General features: G+C 43.6%; 7 protein-coding genes. 5 read left to right on the forward strand and 2 right to left on the reverse strand.

The window, feature by feature from the left end; translation table 11 throughout:
- The first annotated feature begins 47 nt into the window (after positions 1-47).
- Positions 48-821 (forward strand): Cof-type HAD-IIB family hydrolase, encoded by a 774-nt coding sequence (locus tag ACKTRM_RS07275; RefSeq protein ID WP_012117462.1) that lies wholly within the window; start codon positions 48-50, stop codon positions 819-821.
- A gap of 34 nt (positions 822-855) precedes the next feature.
- Here ACKTRM_RS07275 and def read toward each other — a convergent pair whose 3' ends face one another.
- Positions 856-1410 (reverse strand): peptide deformylase, encoded by a 555-nt coding sequence (def, locus tag ACKTRM_RS07280; RefSeq protein ID WP_003154544.1) that lies wholly within the window; start codon positions 1408-1410, stop codon positions 856-858.
- A 112-nt stretch (positions 1411-1522) separates the two neighbouring features.
- On the reverse strand, positions 1523-1711 hold the full coding sequence (locus tag ACKTRM_RS07285; RefSeq protein ID WP_007611154.1) for a YjcZ family sporulation protein: 189 nt from the start codon (positions 1709-1711) through the stop codon (positions 1523-1525).
- Between the two features lie 244 nt (positions 1712-1955).
- Here ACKTRM_RS07285 and ACKTRM_RS07290 point away from each other — a divergent pair, with 244 nt between their 5' ends.
- The 4 genes from ACKTRM_RS07290 (at position 1956) to ACKTRM_RS07305 (ending at position 22413) form a co-directional block, all read left to right on the forward strand.
- Positions 1956-2594, forward strand: a complete 639-nt coding sequence (locus tag ACKTRM_RS07290; RefSeq protein ID WP_012117463.1) for a YkyA family protein — start codon at positions 1956-1958, stop codon at positions 2592-2594.
- Positions 2595-3052: 458 nt separating this feature from the next.
- A complete protein-coding gene (gene fabD / locus ACKTRM_RS07295) occupies positions 3053-5359 on the forward strand; it encodes an ACP S-malonyltransferase (RefSeq protein ID WP_012117465.1) in 2307 nt (768 codons plus the stop codon).
- Positions 5360-5380: 21 nt separating this feature from the next.
- Positions 5381-17641: an SDR family NAD(P)-dependent oxidoreductase gene (locus ACKTRM_RS07300; RefSeq protein ID WP_012117466.1), complete on the forward strand. Its 12261-nt coding sequence runs from the start codon at positions 5381-5383 to the stop codon at positions 17639-17641.
- Positions 17641-22413 (forward strand): type I polyketide synthase, encoded by a 4773-nt coding sequence (locus ACKTRM_RS07305; RefSeq protein WP_012117467.1) that lies wholly within the window; start codon positions 17641-17643, stop codon positions 22411-22413. Before ACKTRM_RS07300 ends, ACKTRM_RS07305 begins: the two co-directional genes overlap by 1 nt.
- Positions 22414-22451: the final 38 nt, after the last annotated feature.

The following is a 22451-nucleotide window of genomic DNA, read 5'->3' on the forward strand; positions in this document are numbered from 1 at the left end:
ATATTGAAAAAGACACGACTGATAAACGGGAAAAAGGAGAAATTAACATGAATCCAAAACTGATCTTTTTTGATATTGACGGCACGATCTATGACCATGATAAACATATTCCCGATAGCGCAAGAAACGCCGTGAAGGCGCTTAAAGAGGCTGGCCATCACGTTTTTATCGCCAGCGGAAGGTCCCCGTTTATGGTAAAACCGATTCTGGAAGAGCTTGAGATTGAATCATTTATTTCATACAACGGCCAGTATGTCGTATTTGAAGGTGAGGTCATTTATAAAAATCCGCTTCCTGAAGATGCGGTTGCGCGTTTATTAAAGCAGGCGGCAGAAGGGGAGCACCCCGTCGTATTTATGGCGGAAGACACGATGAAAACGACCGTCCCCGGACATCCGCACGTCTCGGAAGGAATCGGCAGTCTGAAAGCGCCTTATCCCGAAGTTGATGAAACATTTTATAAAGGAAAAGAAATTTATCAGCTGCTTTTATTCTGCCGCGGACATGAAGAAAAAGCATATGCCGCTTTTCCGGAGTTTGATTACGTCCGCTGGCATGAATTGTCAACGGATGTGCTTCCGAAAGGCGGTTCAAAAGCGGAAGGCATTAAAAGAGTGCTTGAGCGGCTTCCGTACGGCATAAGTGACACTTATGCATTCGGCGACGGACTAAATGATCTTGAGATGATTCGTTTTGTCGGCACCGGGGTGGCGATGGGAAATGCGGTTCCGGAATTAAAAGCTGCCGCTGATTTCGTCACAAAGCCGGTGGATGAGGAAGGAATCAGCTGGGCCGTCAAAGAACTGGGCCTTTTGCAATAAAGAAAACCGGCACTTTGGGAAGTGCCGGTTATTTTTAACGGTCAATGGCAATGGCGTTTTCAGGTTCTTTGAACGGATTTTCTTTATCAATATGGTCGTAAAACATCACGCCGTTCAGATGATCGATTTCGTGCTGAAACACGATGGCCGGAAAACCTTTGAGGCGGATGTCAATCTGTTCTCCTTCAAGCGTCACCGCCTTTACGCGGATGCGGGCGTAGCGCGGCACATAGCCGGGAATGGGTTCGTCTACCGACAGGCAGCCTTCTCCGCTCGTCAAGTAGCTTTTTTCCACTGAGTGGCTGACGATCTTAGGGTTAAAAAGAGCATAGCTGTATAAAGTGCCTTTCGCATCTTCTGCATGGACGGCGATCATCCGTTTTTTTACGTCTGTTTGGGGAGCGGCAAGACCGACGCCCGGACGAAGCTTGTATTTCTCGGCTAATTCAGGATTTTGGCTGTTTTTCACAAACTCAATCATATCAGCAAGATGCTGTTTTTCTTCGTCAGAAGCGGGAAGCTGAACCTCTTCAGCGATCTCTCTGAGCGCGGGATGTCCGTCGCGTACAATATTTTCCATAGTAATCAAGAAACTTCACTCCTAAAGCTTAATATGTAAATTATAGCGAATTTCTTTATCGCGGCGCAACGAAACAATTGGCCGGCCATAGCAGGCCGGCCGATGTTCATGGTGTATAAGGTCAGCAGCCGCAGCCTAAATAAGCGGCACCGACGATGATTAATAAGATAAACAATACGACGATTAATGCGAATGTGCGGCCGTATCCGCCGCCGCAGCCGTAACCGTAACCGCCGTAACCGCCGCCATAACCATATCCGCCGCCGCAACAACCGCCGCCAAATCCGCCGCCAAATCCATATCCGTACATAAAAAAACCTCCTCTTTTAATTACGCTGACCCTCTGTCAGCAGGGCCGGCGTCTACTATAAACTATGTAAAAGCCAAAAAGATGTATGGTCATCCGCCCTGTTTTCTCAATTTTTTACGCAAGTATTCTTTGAAAGCACCGTAAGCGTCTTTACACGGTCATGCCAATTACAGCTCAGCTATTGTCAAAAAGCGTTCGGGCTTCTATAGTGGAAATTGTCAAGATTGGGGGATTTTAAGTGAATATGATTCAAAAAAAGGTATTAGCAGGAATCGGAGCGCTCGGCGCCGCAAGTATGCTTCTTGCCGGCTGCGGGGGAAAAGATCCGGCTGAATCGCTTCATGACTCGATGGAAAAAGCCGTTCAAGCGGAAAAACCGTTTCAAAAAGAGCAGAAAACATTAGAAAAATTGGAGAAAAAAGAGCATAAGCTATACGACAGCGCGGTTAAACTGAATATGGATGATTACCAGAAAATTGTCACACTGTCTGATCAGGCTCTGAGCAATGCAAATCAGCGAAAAAAACATCTGAAAGCAGAAAAAGACAGTATTGATGATTCAAAAAAAGCGTTTGAATCCGCAAAAAAAACTTCTCAAGAAATAAAGGATAAGAAAGTAAAAGAAAAAGCCGGGCATGCTGTCGCTTTAATGGAGAAAAGGTATGCATCTTATGATCTTTTGTACAAAAAGTACGAAAAAGCCATTTCACTTGATAAGGACCTTTATAAACTGATTAAAGATAAAAAGCTCACATTAGCGCAGCTGGAAGAGCAAATCAGCAAAGTAAACTCAGTTTACGAAAAGGTGCATAAACAAGCAGATGAGTTCAATCAATTTACTAAAGACTACAACAAAGAGAAAGAACTATTATTCTGCAAATAGTATAGTGAAGGCATATCGGCATGGGCTGATGAACTGATAACAACCGAGTTCAGCCGCCTGTAAAAAGGCGGCTGAAGAATTGGTATATACGTGTGTTTCCCATTGACAACAAGTAAATCATGGTATAGTATTTATTTAGGGAAATATTCACATAAAACCAATCGTTGTTTCGGCACGTTGGAATGTTTTTATTATATTGATATATATAAAACAGAATGAAAATGTGATTTTAATTATCAGAAAATTCTGTCTATTTATATTTACGGCGATATGATATTTGTACATGCTTTTTGCTTTTAAACCTTTATCCGGCATAAAGGTTTTTTTTATTTTGCTTCGTAATGCTTATTAAGTAAGGGTGCTGAGAGTAAACGACAATTTTAAAATTGAAGTGAAAAACGTTAATCAAAATCGGAACGAAAAGAAACGGCAGAAATACGGAACAGGAGGAAAACAAAATGCTTGCTTACGTCTTTCCCGGACAGGGAGCGCAGTTTAAAGGAATGGGCAGAGACTTATTCGATGAATTCAGTGAGCTCATTAAAAAGGCAGATCATATTTTAGGATACTCCATAAAGGATTTATGCCTTTCAGATGAAAAAGAGAGGCTGACTGATACGAAGTATACACAACCTGCAATTTATACAGTGAGCGCACTGCAATATTTAAAGGGTTTAAAAGAAGGTCATACACGCCCTGATGCTGTTGCAGGACATAGTCTGGGTGAATATACTGCGCTTTTTGCGGCCGGCGTTTTTAATTTTGAAACAGGTCTCCGGCTGGTTGCTAAAAGAGGCGAGTTAATGAGTGAGGCTTCCGAGGGCGGAATGGCTGCCGTGATCGGACTGGATGAGCACCACATAAAAAAAATACTTCAAAAGTATGATCTCGGCCAAATAGATATCGCCAATTACAATACATCTTCACAAATTGTGATAGCAGGGGCTGCAGAAGAGATAAAGCGGGCAGCCTCTTTTTTTGAAAAAGAAGGGGCGAAAGCTTATATCGTATTGCAAGTCGGCGGAGCTTTTCATTCTCGTTTCATGGAAAGTGCACAGCGTAAATTTGCGGAATTTATCGAGGAGTTTCATTTTTCTGAATTGAATTTCCCAGTCATTTCTAACTATACGGCAAGACCTTATAAACAAGAAGATATCAAACGGAATTTAATTGAACAAATAACAAACTCGGTAAAATGGACTGAAAGCATCAGGTATCTAATGGGACAAGGCGTCACTCTGTTTGAAGAGATCGGTCCTGGAAACATTCTGACTAAATTAATTCAAACCATACAAAGAGATGAGGAACCGCTTACTATCAGTGCGCCGGAAGACAGTCTCTTTTTTTCTGAAGGGAACAAGGACAATTCGGAAAGCGGGAAAGAGCATAGCCTCTTGGCTGAAAATATAGAGAGCGGTGCAGCTTCACCGGTGTCCCGATTGGGTGATCAATCTTTCAAAGAAGATTACGGTTTGACATACGCGTATTTGGCAGGTGCGATGCATAGAGGGATCTCTTCCGCTGAAATGCTGATCCGCCTCGGGAAGAAAGGAATGCTGGGGTTCTTTGGCACAGCGGGTTTACCTATAAGGGAAATTGAACAGGCCCTTATTTCTATTAAGAAGACACTCAAAAATGGCCAGCCCTACGGAATGAATCTGCGATTTGAGCCGGATCATCAAGATAGAGAAAAGGAATTGATAGATTTATATATCAAGCATGAAGTACGAGTAATAGAAGCGTCTTCGTATTTTTCCGTCAGCGCACCATTAATTTATTACAAAGCGCATCAGTTGAAGATAGACAAAAGCGGCAGGGTCATACCTCATAATCGGATCATTGCCAAAGTTTCACGGCCGGAAGTTGCGGCCGCATTTCTGAGTCCGCCTCCTCAAAGTATCGTAAAGAGAATGTGTCAGCACGGTATGCTGACGGAAGAGCAGGCGGAGTGGCTCAGCCGTATTCCGGCAGCAGACGATATCATTATTGAAGCAGATTGCGGAAGTAATACTGAACAGAGCTCATTGACAGCGATGCTGCCGTTTTTTGTTAAGCTGCGGGATGAAATGATGGAAACACACAAATACGCAAGGAAGATAAGGATCGGGGCTGCGGGAGGAATCGGGACTCCCGAGTCTGCCGCGTCTGCTTTTTTAATGGGCGCTGATTTTATTATGACGGGATCCATTAATCAATGTACAGTTGAAGCCGAAACAAGCGGTTTTGTTAAAGAAATGCTGAGTGGGACAGGAATATGCGATACTGCTTATGCGCCTTCGGAGACTCTGTTTGAGTTCGGAACAAAGGTTCAGGTGCTGAAAAAGGGCACGCTGTTTCCGGTCAGGGCAAATAAATTATTTCAAATCTACCAACAATATGAGTCTTTGAGTGAGATAGATGAAAAGACAAAGATTCAGCTCGAAAATGATTATTTTAACAAGACTTTTGATGAAATCTACGAAAGCTTAATAGAAAAACAGCCGAACCTCGCCCAAAAAGCTGAGCGCAATCAAAAATATAAGATGCTGTTACTATTTAAGTGGTATTTGCAAAGAGGATGTCTGCTTGCTTTGGAAGGGCAGGAAGAACAAAAGGTGAATTTTCAAGTTCATTGCGGCCCGTCTTTAGGCGCTTTTAATCATTGGGTAAAGGGCACGGATTTGGAATCATGGAGAAACAGACATGTCGATGACATTGGTGAAAAATTGATGAATGAGACCGAAAGTCTGCTAAGGCGCAGATTGGATACGTTATTTCTACACTAAAGAAGGGGCGGGTGGAGGCCAATGGTTCATTTGAATAAACAGAGTGCGGATATCGCGATAATCGGGGTTGCTTGCAGATTCCCCGATGCAGATCATTATCATGAATTCTGGGAAAACATAAATAGCGGCAAAGATTCCATCCGGGAAGTGCCGATTGAACGGTGGGATCCCGATCTTTATTATTCAGCTGATATCAGTATACCGAACAAAACAATCAGCAAGTGGGGAGGTTTTATTCATAAAGCTGACCATTTCGACCATAAGTTTTTTAATATCTCTCCCCGGGAAGCGAAAAACATGGATCCTGAGCAAAGAATCCTTTTAGAAGAAACTTGGCGGTGCATCGAAGATTCCGGGGTTTCTTTGCAGGATCTCCAGCGTAAAACCACTTCTGTTTTTGCGGGTATTATGAATTCTGACTACCGGCAGACAGGTCATGCTGAATCGGAAATCGACAGTTATGCCTGCTTAGGAAGTTTCGAAGCTATGCTTTCCAACCGGCTTTCATACACATTCGGTTTGACCGGAAAAAGCATGTCTGTAAATGCCGCTTGTGCATCATCGCTTGTTGCTTTACATGAAGCGGTTAAGTCATTGCGGACAAAAGAAAGCGATTATGCAATCGCATCGGGAGTAAACTTGAATTTCCAACCCGGAAAATATATTTCTTTTTCCAAAGCCAGAATGCTGAGTCCTGACGGCAAATGTAAAACCTTTGACGCAGCAGCGAACGGGTACGTTCCCGGAGAAGGGGCAGGCGTTGTATTGCTGCAGCGCCTTGGTGATGCAGTAAAAGCCGGTCACCATATATACGGGATCATAAAAGGGACAGCTGTTAATCATGGCGGTAAATCCCGTTCCATAACCGCTCCCAGAGCAGAAGCGCAGTGCCGGGTCATCTCAGAAGCTTTACACAATGCTGCTGTCGATGCTGCGACGGTTTCTTATGTAGAAGCACATGGCACAGGAACATCTCTGGGCGATCCGATAGAAATAGAAGCATTGACAAAAGCGTATCGGCAATATACTGAGGATACTCAATATTGCAGGATCGGAAGTGTGAAAACAAATATCGGTCATACAGAAGCAGCGGCGGGAATGGCCGGATTGATAAAAGTTCTAATGATGATGAAACACCGGAGGGTGCCGAAAAGCCTGAATGTACATACGGTAAATCCAATTATACAGTTTGAAAAAACACCGTTTAGGCCGGCGCTTGATTCAAGTGATTGGAAGGCGGCAGACGGGGCTCCGCTCAGGGCGGGAATCAGCTCCTTCGGTTTTGGGGGTGTCAACTCTCACGTCATCATCGAAGAATTTATACATACAAAAGACGAATCTGACAGAAAAGGAAGGGTACCCTTCCTTTTTTCCGCTAAAAGTGAAGAAAGCATGAAACAAATGATACATCATTGGAGAACCTTTGCTGACGATTCAGAGGAATTTTGCAAAATATCAAATGAAGTGATCAGCAGCACCCTTTTAACGGGGAGGACATCGTTTGATTACAGGGCTGGTTTATTGGCAGGCAGCAAGGAGGAATTTAAAAATCAGCTTAAAGAGGGATTGAGTTTTCGGAGGAAACAAGATTCTGAATGGGCGCTTGCCATCGGTGACTTCAAATGGGAAAGTTATAAACAATTTGCCGTTTTGAAACGGGTGTTCCCTGATTTAGAAAAGAACGTAAGGCCGGTGCTGAAGGGTATACCAACATTGCACAGTTCATTTAAAAGAAAATGGACACCTGAGAAAATCCGCTTGTATTCTTTAGTTATCAATACGGAAATCATAAAAAGTATCCTGGCATCCGGTTTTAAGCCAAGCCTCATTACAGGCGCCGGAGACGGATATTACGTCGCTCTTGCAGCAGCGGATATCATCAAAATTGAAAAAGCCATTTCTGTCATCACAGGCGCTGAAAAACCTTCGCACATATCCTGTGAGCCGCCGTCCATGCCATTTGTCAATCCGTACACTTCAAAAACGTACCCGCCGGTTCGTTTAAATGAAGAATATGTAAGGATGCTGCTGAACGGTCTGAGCTTCCCGGCTGATTTTGCAGACCGTCTGTACGGGAAAACACGGCTGCTTCTTGAGCACCAATATACGTTTAAAGGGTTTTTAGAAGAGTGGGATAAAGCGGGGAAGACTCAGGAAATCGAGATTTTATCTTATATTGTGAATCGCACGGCGGATAAAAGAAACGCATTGCCGGCTGATGAGGAAGCGGCGATCATGGCTATCCTTGCCTCTATGAGAAGACTGTATAAGAGATGGGATTTAACAGATTATGATGGATTCTTTAATAATGATTATGTTCTGGAAATATTAAATTTACTTGATGAAGGAATCTTGTCTAAAGAACTTTTTCTGAGCATGTTATTGAAAAAGCAAGACGGAATTAAACAGGCTGTTGCTTGTATTAATGAGCAGCCGGCAGGTTTTTATGATAAAACTCGTTTTCCGTTGATGACAGAATACAATCAAATGGATGCCGTGTCTCAGGAGATAGCTGACCATATGCCGCTTCACACGGAAGAAAAGGGAACGGAGCCGGATGTGAATATTTCTGATTTTTCAGTTTTTCAATTTGGATCGCTCCCTCCATCAGCAAAACTAAACAAAGCGGCTGCTTTTGAAGCGGACAAACCAGCCGATGAGGCTCTATATCATTCATTTTTGCAAATGTGGCTTTCAGGAGAAGAGATTGAATGGGCGAAACTAGGTGACTATCATAAAAGAAAAGCCCCGCTTCCGCCTTATCCGTTTGAGCGCTGTCAATTTTCTTTAAACCCTCAGCCGGTAAAACCAGACGCGGCTTTTTCAGAAAAGAAGAATCAGGCACTTTATACGCCGGTATGGAAAGAAACCGCACTTGAGAATGAAGCGGGCAGCGGACAAGCCTGTACTATTTTGTTGTTCTCCGGGAATAAAGACTATTTTGAAGAGCTGAAAAAAAGAGAGGATACGTCCGCATATCTTATTATGCCCGGTGAGCGTTTAGAGCAGATAAGCGACAGTGTTTTCACGATCAACAGGCAGCGTCCCGAAGATTATCAAGGTGTCATTCGTCTGTTAAAGGAAAAAGGCGCAGCGCCCGATGCAATTTTGCATACGTGGTCTGAAAAACAGCCTGAACTGGAAGAAACACTCGAATCAGGAATTTATTCCGTGTTTTATCTGACTAAGGCTTTAATCAGCGAGAACCTTATAAACAAAGTAACGTTCATTTATACATTCAGCGCAGATCAAAAAGAAAAATTGCCGTATTTTGAAGGTGTGAACGGTTTTTTAAAATCGGTAAAACAAGAATATCCGCAGCTGCATTGTAAGACGGTTTGCTTTGAACATGATTCTGCATCCGTTTCATTTTCAGAAAGGGCTGACATTCTTTATAAAGAAATAAACACAGCGCCTGATCGGCATATTCATATCACTTACAGAGGCTGCGTAAGATATGCACGGATGTTAGTGAAGCAGAGAGAAACAAACAGAAAGACCATTCAATACCCTGAAAAAGATAAAGTGTATTTAATTACAGGGGGATTCGGGGGGATTGGCAGTAAAGTCGCTGAATATTGCGCGAAAACTGAAAGATCCACCATTATCCTATCGGGGCGATCTGTTTTAAACGAAGATAAGCAGAAACATTTAGAATACCTGAACAGCTTTAAAGCAAAGGTTTATTATATACAGGCGAATATATCCGATAAAGAAGCGGTAAAAAAAATGATTGACGGTATTACCGATCAGCATGCAGGTCTTCATGGCGTCATTCATTGTGCAGGAGTTATCAGAGACTCGCTGCTTTTTCGAAAAACAAAGCATGAACTTTCAGAGGTGATTGCTCCGAAAGTTCATGGTGCATTGAATCTTGATCATGCAACGAGGTCGCTCGAATTGGATTTTTTCGCCGTTTTTTCTTCAGTCGTCTCTATTGCAGGGAACGAAGGCCAATGTGATTATGCATATGCAAACGGCTTTTTAGATCATTTTGCCGAATATCGGGAACAGAAACGGCAAAATTCTCTGCGCAGCGGCCGCACGCTGACAATCAATTGGCCTTTATGGCAAGACATCGGAATGGGGGCGAACCTGTCAGGTCAAGGGCGGACGTCTCTTTTTCATGGTTCCGGGCTCGAAGAACTTCCTGCTGAAGACGGAACGCAATGGTTTTCGCGGATTGTAACTTCGGGTCAGCTGCATAATATTGCAGTCTGCGGTGATCATGAGCGCTTTGAACAATTTATGCGGCAGAGATTTTTGACGGACGAAACAGAGACAGGCAGTGCCATTCCTTTGGCTCAAGGCGATATTTTGGATCAGACAGTTTTGTTTTTAACCAATATCATCTCCTCTGAGATCGGTGCAGAACGGGAAGAGATCGATCAAGATGTGCATCTGGCTGAATATGGAATGGATTCGGTTATGATTCATCAATGCAACACAAAGCTGGAGCAGTCACTGGGAGCAATTTCGAAAACGCTTTTATTTGAATTTCATACAATCAGAGATTTAGCAGATCATCTTGTAAAGGAATATCCGGATCGGCTGGGGCGTTTATTTTCACGGGAGGAAAAAGGAAAACAGATTCAGAGCATTACCCCCGCCAGACCGGAACAAAACATCACTGCACCTGCGGCGGAGGAAAAAGAACATCTTGACGGGATAGCGGTAATCGGTATCAGCGGCCGTTATCCCGGGGCTGAAAATATCGAAGAATTGTGGGAGCTTCTATCAAAAGAGAGAACCGCAATCACAGAAATTCCGAAAGAACGATGGAATTATGAGACCTACTATGATCCAGACCCCGCTAAAGCGCATGAGGGGAAAATTTATTGTAAATGGGGCGGATTTTTAAAGAATGCTGAATCATTTGATTCTTTGTTTTTCCAAATATCGCCGAGAGAAGCAGAAGCGATGGATCCTCAGGAACGAATATTTCTCGAAACCGTATGGAAAGCATTTGAAGATTCGGGATATACCATTGAAGGGTTGAGAAAGCAGACCGAAAAACATGTCGGTGTATTTGCGGGAGTGACGACCAATTCTTACAAGCTGCTCGGCGAAAGAATACCGACGGACAAAAACGATGTACTTCCAAATTCGTTCCCATGGTCTCTCGCGAACAGAGTGTCTTACACATTTGACTTTACAGGTCCCAGTGTCCCTGTAGATACGGCTTGTTCTTCATCCTTAACGGCAATTCACATGGCTTGCCAAAGTTTAACAAAGGGTGAGTGCTCGGTTGCGGTTGCGGGAGGAGTAAATTTGTATCTTCATCCTTCTGACTATTTATACCGATGTCAGATGGGGATGCTTTCAAAATCGGGAAAATGCAGAAGTTTTGGAGAAGGCGGCGACGGTTTCGTGCCCGGGGAAGGTGTAGGGGCCGTTATTCTTAAACCGCTTAAAGATGCCATACGTGATAATGATACTGTGTACGCCGTCATTAAAGGAACGGCAATTAATCATGGCGGAAAGACAAATGGCTATACGGTGCCTAATCCTGCCGCACAGGCGGATTTAATTCAAGGAGCTCTTAAAGCGGCCGGTTGGAGCGCCAGAAGTGTCAGCTTTATTGAAGCCCACGGCACGGGAACGCCGCTGGGTGACCCGATTGAAGTCCGAGGCCTGACCAAGGCGTTTAGAGCTTATACCGAAGATGTTTCATATTGCTCTCTCGGATCGATTAAATCTAACATCGGCCACCTGGAAGCGGCCGCGGGTATTGCCGGCCTGACAAAGATTATCTTACAAATGAAGTATAAAAAAATAGCCGCAACACTGCATGCTGAACGGGTGCATCCGGATCTTTATCTGGAAGAGACACCTTTTTGCCTCCAGCAGGAAACCGCCGACTGGATAAAACCCGCGAATGAAAAACATTCTGACAGCAAATATCCGCGGCGTGCGGGATTAAGTTCTTTCGGAGCGGGCGGGGCAAATGCTCATATCCTTGTGGAAGAGTATGAGTCTGCTGCTGACTGTCATACGAGGCGTGAGGAAAGTGAGGAACTTATCGTACTCTCAGCCAAGCATTCACTGAGTTTACGGGAATCAGCAAAACAGCTGGAGGAATATCTTCAAAAGGCCCGTCATAAGCAGGGCGAGTTTTTACAGCAAGCGGGAACAAACAAGCCGCTTCACCTTTCTGATATTGCGTATACCCTTCTTGAAGGGCGTGAAGCCATGCCGGAAAGGCTTGCTGTCATTTCAAATAATATCGATGATCTGATGTTGAAATTAAATCACTTTTATAATGGAATTGATGATCACGAAATATTTAGAGGGAAAAAACCGAATCATAAACGCAGACAGCGGCAATCGGATCTTCCGCTCAAATCCGGCAGCACCACATTAACCGAAATGGCTGAATTTTGGGTATCAGGAGGCAATTTAAGCTGGGAAGATTTCCGCACCGGCAGAAAACCGAGAAAAATTGCCCTGCCGACTTACCCTTTCTTAAAAAACAGACTGTGGGTGTCAAATAAGGCGCAAACAACAGCAGCTGATAAAGCTCCTTTATTTGATTTTTCAGCAGGTGAGTGCCGATTTTATAAAACGCTTTCAGATTCTGAATATTATGTAAAAGACCATGTTGTGCATGAGAAAACGGTTCTGCCCGGAGCGGCAATCATCGAAGCGGCCAGAGAAGCGGGAGAGAGGCTGTACGGAAAATCAGTCATAAAACTGAGTCAGGTTGTATGGGCGGTTCCGATAACCGTTGAAAAAGAAAAGACGATAATGATAGATCTGCTGCCGAATCAAAAAGACGGCAGATTTGTGGTGAAAACCGATATGCAACCTGAAGCGGCAGTTCACTGCCAAGGAAACATTATCACATGCGGAGATCAAGATGCCTCTCATACAGAGCGTTTTCAATTGGACAGCTGGTTAACCGGACAGAAAAGATTAATCAGCAGCGCTGAGTGTTACAGGGATTTCCGGCAGAGCGGTTTGGAATATGGAGCCAGTTTTCAGGTAATAAAACAGCTGTTTATCCATGAAAATGCTGTACTTGCACGAATATCACTTCCTGAGAGCATTCATAAAAAATCCGGCACGCTGCTGGAACCGTGTTTATTGGATGGCATTTTTCAATCCACAACAGGGTTTACGTCCGGTCAGGAAGACGATCACACCGCATATTTGCCTTTTGAATTAGGTGAGCTGGAGATTCTTCACGCACCTTCGGCAAACGGCTATGCTTACATTACAGCTGCCGATGAAAGACAACATGATGATGTCAAAAGGTTTCATATACTATTTATGGATGAAAACGGATCTGTAAGTCTTAAAATAAAAAACTTAGCGTTGAAGGCATTAAGGGCTGCACCGCAGACTCAAGATGAGCGGCATTCAGTTAAGTATTACACTGATATGTGGAAGCGGGCCCCTCTGCTTCATCAGCCTGAAGCCAGCGGTTTAAACAGCTGCCTTGTGATTTCACTCCGTCGGGATATATCAGAACCGCTGATCCGCCAGGCATATAAAGATATCGGCTTGAACATGATCTTTGTCCGCCATGGCGGCAGTTTTCAAGAAAAAGAAGCTGATTCCTTTGAATTGAACAGCGTCAAACTTGAAGCCTATCAGAAATTGCTGGCGATTCTTAAAGAAAGACAAGTGACAATTGACCGCGTCATTTTAATCGGGATGAGCCCTGAAACGGGAATTGAGCATAACATTCGTGAAAAACTGGAAGAGGCTGTTTTGCCGGTTTTCAATGTAACGAAAGCTCTGCTAGCAACAATCCCAAGACATAAAATCCTGATATCACATGTATTTTTCACAAGGGAAAATCAAATCTTACCTTATCAAATGGCAATCAGCGGCTTTTTTAGGTCGCTTCATTTAGAACATCCTATGTTGTCCGGTAAAAATATTGAAATACACAGCGACGAAATTCAGTTACAGCTGAACGCCGGTCTGCCTGAATTAAAAAACCTTGTGAAAGAAACAATCATCAGCGATGAAACTTCAGAAATCAGATACAGAGATGGAATCAGGCAGGTCAAGCACTCTGCAGAAATTGAAAGTGCCGAGCCCCCCGAAAAGATGGAAGTAAAAGAAGGGGGAGTTTACCTCATTACAGGAGGAACAGGCGGTCTGGGACTGATTTTCGCCAGACATCTTGTGCGAAAAGGGAGAATAAAACTTGTCCTTATCGGCAGGTCAGAGCTTTCTGAGGAAGCCGTAAGCAATGTAAAAGAGCTCGAAAAAAACGGATCAGAGGTTTTTTATGTAAGAACCGATATTTCTGATAAGGAAAATGTCAATAACCTGATAAAACTCGTCAAAAACAAATTAGGTCCTGTTAAAGGAATTATTCACAGCGCCGGTGTGATAAAAGATTCATTACTCATCAATAAGCGTGAAGAGGATCTCAATTCAGTCTTGGCCAGCAAGGTTTACGGAACGATATGGCTTGACCGGTATACAGACAGAGAACCTCTGGACTTTTTTGTTATGTTTTCATCTATCAGCGCAATAATCGGGAATGCCGGACAAACTGATTATGCTTATGCAAACCGGTTTATGGATTATTTTGCGGAAATGAGAGCGGCGGAAAATAAACCTGGAAAAACAGTCTCGATTAATTGGCCTTTATGGAAAGAAGGCGGTATGCAAATTGATATTCATTCAGAGAAGTTCCTTTATGACCGTTTCGGAATGCTGCCTCTGGGAAAACGGGAAGGCCTTGCAGCATTTGATCAAGCAATGACAGGGTGTGAACATCAAATAATGGTATTTAGCGGTAATGAATTAAAGCTGGAACGAATGATAACGATTGACAGCGGAAAAAGTGATCCGGCAATCGCCGACGAAAATCACGAACCGAAAGAGCTGTCAATAACTGAATCTTTAAAAAGCACTTTGACACGCATTATCACCGGCGTATTAAAAATTGAAGAACGGGAATTTGATTTTGAACTGCCGATAAGTGAATACGGATTTGATTCAATTATGTTTACAATGCTGGGCAACGAATTAAACGAAACTTTAGGAATATCAATGATGCCGTCAGATTTTTTCGGTCTTACTGATTTTAATGAACTTCTTGAGTTTTTAAAGAGTGAGTATTCCGAGGAGCTTCATCTCTGCGGTTCTTTTTCTTCAGATGAATCTGCGGCGAAAGACCGGAGAGAAAATCTGATTGAGGGCATCGCAAAGATGATGTCAAGTATTTTGAAGATTGACAGAAAGGAAATAGAAGAAGAGACTTCATTCGGCGAGTACGGATTTGATTCTATTACGTTTACCAGACTCGGAAATGAAATCAATCAACAATATGGTACGGAATTATTGCCGTCCGTTTTCTTTGAATGCAATTCACTGGCTGAAATGACTGATTATGTAATCGAGCAATACGGAGAAATCCTTTTTGCTGAGACAGAATCTTTTTCTGCAGCTGACGAAAAAACATTGTACAGCACGCCTCCGCCGGAATCCTATGAACATTCCCCTGAGCCTGAAAACAAAACTTGGCAAGAGGAAAGACATATGAATGAGCCGGTTGCAATAGTGGGAATAAGCGGCCGTTTCCCCCAAACAGATACGCTGGAAGACTTTTGGGAAGGAATTGAAAAAGGGCGGGATATGATTACAGACATTCCTGAAGACCGTTGGGACTGGAAAGAGTTTGACGGCGATCCGATCAGGGACGTCAATAGAACAAAAATAAAAAAAGGCGGATTTATCAAAGGCGCGGACAATTTTGATCCGTTGTTTTTCGGGATTTCTCCCGCCGAAGCAGAATTAATGGATCCCCAGCAAAGAATTTTTATGGAGACTGTATGGAAAACAATAGAAGATGCGGGCTATAAGCCGTCTGATTTGGCAGGGACGAAAACCGCGGTGTTTGCAGGGGTCGCCACAACGGATTATGCTGAACGTCTGAATGAAAATGGCGTCTCTGTCCAGGCGCAGACCGCAACCGGTTTAAATCATTGTATATTGGCAAATCGTATTTCTTACCAGCTGAACCTGACGGGTCCGAGCGAACCGATTGACACTGCCTGTTCAAGTTCGTTAGTTGCACTCCATCGTGCGGCTGAGGGGATTCAAAGAGGCGATTTTGAAATGGCGATTGCAGGCGGAGTGCATATTATGACAAGTCCTACTCTGTTTATAGCTTTTGATAAAGCAGGTATGCTTTCCAAAGACGGAAAGTGCAAAACATTCGATAAAAGCGCTGACGGCTATGTAAGGAGTGAAGGGGCGGCTGCAGTATTGCTTAAGCCGCTCAGCAAAGCACAGGCAGACGGTGATCATATATATGGTTTGATTAAAGGGTCAGCTGTAAATCACGGCGGCCGCGCCAATTCTTTGACAGCTCCGAATCCGAACGCACAGGCGGACTTATTAACCGAAGCTTGGCGGAAGGCGGGTGTCAGCCCTGCCACTGCGGGATATATAGAAGCGCATGGCACAGGGACAAGTCTTGGCGATCCGATTGAAGTAAACAGCATCATAAAGGCATTTAAAACGTTATATCAAGACTGGGACATTCCTTTTGCGAAACAGAAATGCTGCGGAATCGGGTCTGTGAAAACAAACATCGGCCATCTCGAAACCGCTGCCGGAATAGCCGGAGTGCTGAAAGTGTTACTGGCTTTTAAATATCGCAAACTTCCGGGACTCGCCCATTTTTCAGAACTCAATCCATACATCAAACTGGAAAATACGCCATTTTATATCACAGAAACCGCTCAAAAGTGGAATCCGATAAAAGATGAAGAGAACAACGATCTGCCGAGGAGAGCGGGTGTCAGCTCATTCGGATTCGGCGGTGTGAACGCGCATATTGTTTTAGAGGAATATAGGGAACCTCAAAAAGAAGTGCCGGAAAACAACGGTAACACACATATTTTTGTTTTATCTGCGAAAACCAAAGATCAATTACTTGAGTATATCCGGCTTATGCTTCAGTACTTGGATCGCGTGATTGCCGGTGACATGACCGTTAATGCCAGTGACATGGAATTTACATTGCAAAACGGCCGGGAAGCAATGAACGAAAGAATTGCCGTATGTGCAGCGAGTCTGACTGAGCTGAGAGATAAATACGTCAGCTTTCTTGATGACAGCAAGGTGCAAAAAGGCGTATTTATAAGCGAAAACACTGAAGAGCCCACAGCTGTTTCTGAATATATGATTGAGGAGGCTCTTCAAAGCGGAAAAGAGGAGCTGCTCGCACAATGGTGGGCCAATGGAGCCGAGTTTGAATGGAAGACAATCGGCAAAAAGAAATTGAATAGAGTGCCGCTGCCAACTTATCCGTTTGCAAAAGAGAGTTATTGGTTCACCCCGAAAAAGAACAAAAGCGAGGTTAAGGTTAATAGCAAAAGTCTTCACCCATTAATCAGCGAGAATGTCTCAACATTAAAGAAACAAGCATTTAAAACTGTTATTTCCGGAACTGAATTTTTCGTCACTGATCATCTTGTTTCAGGAGACTATGTGCTGCCAGGAGCCGCTTCGCTTGAAATGGCTCTTGTTTGTGCGGAAATAAGCGGAGAAAGTAAAGTATATAAAATAAAAGACGTGATGTGGAACAGACCTATATTATATAAAGGAAAAACGCTGCACATTTATACCGACTTGGAAATGAAACAAGATAAGTTGAACGTAACGATATGTAAAGAGGGTCCGGATGGCGTGCAGCAAATCTGTACACAAAGTGAAACAGTATTCGGAGACATAAACAGCAATCCTGAGTATGTCGATATTGATAAGTTCAAACGAAGCAGTGAGCCGGTCATAAGCCGGGAAGAGTGTTATCACCGCTTCAGTCGTATGGGCCTGACATATCATAGCAGTTTTCAAACGTTGAAAGCCGTATACCGCGGTGATATGGAGTTAATGGCAGAATTGGAGCTTTCGGCTCATTTAGCGAACGGGTTTTCACATTTTACACTCCATCCTTCATTAATTGACGGCGGTTTTCAAGCGGCGGCATTTTTGTTAAGAGATAATGAGAAAGACGGCTTATTTGTTCCATATTCACTTAGAGAGCTTCACATTAAGAGGGCGCTTACTGCCCGATGCCATGTCTCGGTGAGAGAAACCGGTTTTTATACGTATAACATTGATTTTATTAACGAGAGCGGCGAAATAGCCGTGAGCATGAAAGACTTTTCTGTCAGAAAAGTGACCGGGGGAGAATTAACCGCAGGACGTAAAAATGAAGATCAGGAAATTCTCTTCTTATTAGAACAATTGAAAAACGGTGAACTTTCTGCTGACCAAGTTTATCAGCTGCTGGAGGGAAAATAGTGCAGATCAAACAAATACTTTCCTTAATTGAAGAACAGCAAATGTCTCCTGATGCAGGACTGGAGCTAATTCGCACTTACAGAAAAGAACAAATGGAAAAAAAGGCGGAGCCGGAATCACAAGCTCCGTCCCCAACCATTTTTTTTAAGAACGATTGGGTAAGGACAAATAACATTGATATGCCGAATCAGCAGGCACCGGGGAATATGCTGATTTTTGATCAGGATAACCGTCTGTTTCAGCATGCCGAGATGATGAATGGAGATCATAACCGTGTCATTCTCGTAACGCCCGATTCTGATTATAGAATTGAACGGAATAGATGCACAATCAATCCTTCTGATGAAAATCATGTCGAAATGCTGCTGTCTGATTTGGCTGTAAACGGATTTACACCTGATGTCGTGCTTTATTTATGGAACGGAGAAATCAGAGAATTCACTGAAGAATCCGTTAATGAAACTCTTTGCAGAGGGATAAACTCGCTCTTTTTATTATCAAAAGCTTTAATGCGGAGAAACGAACCTGTTACGTTATTGCATATTTATTGGACAAGCGGTCTGAATCAGCCGTTTCATGAAGCTGTCGGAGGTTTCATGAAAACGGTAAACATGGAAAGCTCCAAGCTTAAAGCGAAAACCATACAGATTCGCCATGAGCATTCTGACATAAATCCTCCGGTTTCCGAGATGTGGGATGCTGTAATCAGTGAAATGCAGCGCTTTCAAACGGATGAATGTGAGATTTTAATAGACTCACATACCCGTTATGTGAAAGGGCTGCAGCATATTGATAATCCGGAACACGATAACGGATCTGTAACGTATCAAAAAGGCGGTATATATATCATTACCGGAGGAGCGGGAAAACTCGGGCTGCTGTTTGCGGAACACATCGCTAAAGAAAACCAAGCCGTGATTATACTTACAGGCCGTTCTTTTTTAACCGCTGATCAAAAAGAACGGATCAGTAAGCTTAATGAGAGCGGCTCTATTGTTGAATATCAGCGGACGGACATCACAGATCGAACAGAGGCAGAGCGATTCATTTTCGGCGTTAAACAGCGGTACGGCAGCATAAACGGGATCATTCATGCTGCCGGCATCCTTCGTGACTCATTTCTTGTAAATAAAAGTCTCAGTGATTTTACGGACGTACTGAAACCGAAAGTTTACGGGACAATCTGGCTGGATGAGCTGACAAAAGACGAAGATCTTGATTTTTTTGTTCTCTTTTCTTCTTTTTCCGCTTATGGAAATGCCGGCCAAAGTGACTATGCGTACGCAAATCATTTTATGGACAGTTTTGCAGTGCTTCGATCTCAGCTCTCCCGAAACGGAAAAACCCTTTCAATCAATTGGCCGTTATTGAAAGATGGCGGGATGAGTCTCGACAGCAGTGGAATCAACCAAATAAAAGAAAAATACGGAATGACTCCGATGCGAACTTCCTCTGTTTTGGAAGCGTTTCTAAAAATGCTGCGGTCTTCATTTACCAGCTTAATGCCTGCAGAAGGAAAGCGGGATAAAATGATGAAAGCGCTTTCTATTCAAAGAAATACAGCTGCAGCAGATCAAGATACACTCACGGCGGAACACGATGAAGAAGAGGAATATGCTGCGAAAGAAAAAGTCAATGACTATTTAATCAAGATCATCAGCGGTGTCTTGAAAATCCAAGCTCATAAAATAAATGCGAAGGACTCTTTTGAGAAATTCGGAATCAACTCACTTATGATCATGTCACTTATTTCAAAGCTTGAAGATACGTTCGGGGATCTTCCAAAAACAATCTTTTTTGAATATCAGAACATTGAAGAGCTTTCAAACTTCTTCCTAACATCTTTTAAAGAAAAAGTGCTTAAGGCCGCAGGGGCAGCTCCGGTAACAAGAGTGCCGAAGAAAAGAGAAAATCTGAGTAAAAAACAGCACCGGCAGCAGAGGGTTGCATCTGCACCGAGCATGGTTCAGCCGGGTGAGGATATTGCCATTATCGGTGTGAGCGGAAGATATCCGAATTCCGATACTCTTGAGGAGTTCTGGGAAAACATTGCCGGAGGGAAAAACTGTATTATTGAAATCCCCGAGGAACGTTGGGATTTCAGATCGAATTACAGTCCTGACAGAATGGAGAAGGGAAAAATCAACAGTAAGTGGGGAGGTTTTATCAGCGGTGTTGATCAATTCGATCCGCTGTTTTTCCACATTTCTCATAAAGAAGCTGAGCTGATGGACCCTCAGGAGCGAATTTTTCTCGAAACCTCCTGGCATACGTTTGAAGATTCAGGATATACAAAAGAGAAGCTTGACGGTATGAAAGCCGGTGTGTTTGTCGGAGCCATGTACGGACAATATCAATTATTCGGCGCAGAAGAAACTGCGCGGGGCAATCCGATTGCGCTCAGTTCCTTCTTTTCATCTATTGCGAACAGGGTTTCATACTTTTTTAATCTCTCCGGCCCGAGCATTGCACTGGATACGATGTGTTCATCATCGCTGACGGCCATTCACTTGGCATGTGAGAGCATTAAAAGAGGGGAAAGTGAAATTGCGCTTGCGGGCGGCGTTAATGTGTCCATACATCCCAGCAAATACCTTTGGCTGAGTCAAGGTAATTTTGTTTCCACCGAAGGATTGTGCAGAAGTTTCGGAGAGGGCGGAGACGGCTATGTCCCGGGAGAAGGTTCGGGCGCCGTCCTTTTGAAACCTTTGGAAAAAGCAATTGCTGATCAGGATCATATATACGGAGTAATTAAAGGAACATCTGTAAATCATGGCGGAAAAACCAATGGATTTACGGTTCCGAATCCGAATGCACAAGCTGAGCTGATTGCTGAAAATTTCAAGAAATCGGGCATCAGTCCGCGTTCCGTCAGCTACTTGGAAGCACACGGAACGGGTACCTCGCTCGGAGATCCGATTGAGATCGCAGGATTGACAAAAGCGTTTGAGAAATTTACGGACGATAAACAATTTTGTGCAATAGGCTCAGTGAAGTCTAACATCGGACATTTGGAGTCTGCTGCAGGTATAGCAGCCCTTACAAAAGTTCTTTTACAATTTAAGCATCAGAAATTGGCGCCATCCATTCACTCGGAACAGCTGAACCAAAATATCCGATTTGAAAAGACGCCTTTTTACGTTCAGCAGAAAGAAGAAGAGTGGCGGAAAGAATCAGGCGCCTCCAACAGGAGAGCAGCAATCAGTTCGTTCGGAGCGGGCGGAGCAAATGCCCATGTCATTGTGGAAGAATATCAAAACCATGCGGACACACAAACAATAAGCGGTCCGTTTGCCGCAGTTCTCTCTGCCAAAAATGAAGACAGGCTGAAAGAATACGCCCGGCGCCTTCTGCAATTCACAGAGCGGGAGACAAAGGTCTCGGCAGCTGATATCGCTTTTACATTGCAGACATGCAGGGAACCGATGGAAGACAGACTTGCTGTTGTAGCTTCCGATTTGCCGGAACTAAAGGAGAAACTGAGAACTTTCTGTACTGAAGGAACAATTGGGGAGGGCGTATACAAAGGGAATGTTACGAAAGATTTTGATAAAGTCTTTATCTTTCATGATCAAAAGATGAAAGATAAATTCCTCGAGGTGATGATGGAGACAAAGGACTTGAATCTTCTTGCAAAATTATGGTCTTTCGGGGCTGATATTCAATGGAGAGAGTTATATGAAGAATATACCCCGCAAAAGGTCAAGCTTCCTTTATATCCATTTGCTGAGGAGTCTTACTGGGTGCCTCGAAGCCAAAGTGCAGTATTTCCGGAAATATTGCCGCGGCAGTCTTCACTGCACCCGCTTCTGGATTCGAATGAATCTACTCTGGAACAGCAGTTTTTTAAAACGACATTAAGAGACAAAGAGATTTGGTTAAAAGACCACATCGTAAAAAACAAGAGCATTCTCCCGGCAGCTGCTTTTCTTGAAATGGCATGCGCAGCGGGAACGCGGTCATATCGAAAGAAAAAGGTCACTCGTTTAAAAAACGTGATATTTGCCAGACCGGCCATGCTTTTGCAAGAGAGCCTGACCATTTACACTCACATTTCCGTAAAAGACGGCAGCATATTATTTAACATGTCACCTGACGAGGATGCTGCTGGAAGGACTGGATTTGTGACGGGGGAATTAGATTATGATCATCATTACAGTGATGATGATATAGAGAATATCGACAGACAAGAGATCATAAACAGAAGTGCTTTTGTCCGTGAACAAGATGAATGTTACGAGTATTTTCGGGAAAACGGGTTCCTGTATGGGCGCGCTTTTCAGCCGATTCAACGTTTATGGGGCGGAAAAACAGAAGCGGTTGCACACTTATTGCTGCCAAAAGAAGCCGCATATGCTCTTGAACATTATACATTGCATCCGTCTTTAATTGATGGGGCTCTGCAATCTTTGTTCGGAATTACGGACGGAAGAGAAGAGGCATCTGTTTATGTTCCTTTTTCAATAGGAGAGATTACGATTCGGAAAAAGGTTTCAGCAGAATGCTGGGTTTATGCGCGTAAAACAGGCCAAAAAGGTCAATCCGAGCTTATTTACGATATTCAGCTGCTTAATGAACAAGGAGAAAGACTTGCAGGTTTGAAGGATGTAACCATTCGTAAAAAAGAAACGTTTTCCGCGGAGGCACAGACTCGTGCAACAGCGGATTCCAATGGAAAGAACGAGAGAGTAAAAGAGCTCCTCAGACAATTAAAAGCGGGCGAACTGACTGCGGAGGAAGCAGATTATGCGCTGGAGCGTATGCAGGATTAGTTTATCATTTTGCGGCAGTGCCATTTGTAAAGGGGATG

The organism is Bacillus sp. D7-8, from assembly GCF_052055895.1.
Classification (GTDB): domain Bacteria; phylum Bacillota; class Bacilli; order Bacillales; family Bacillaceae; genus Bacillus; species Bacillus velezensis.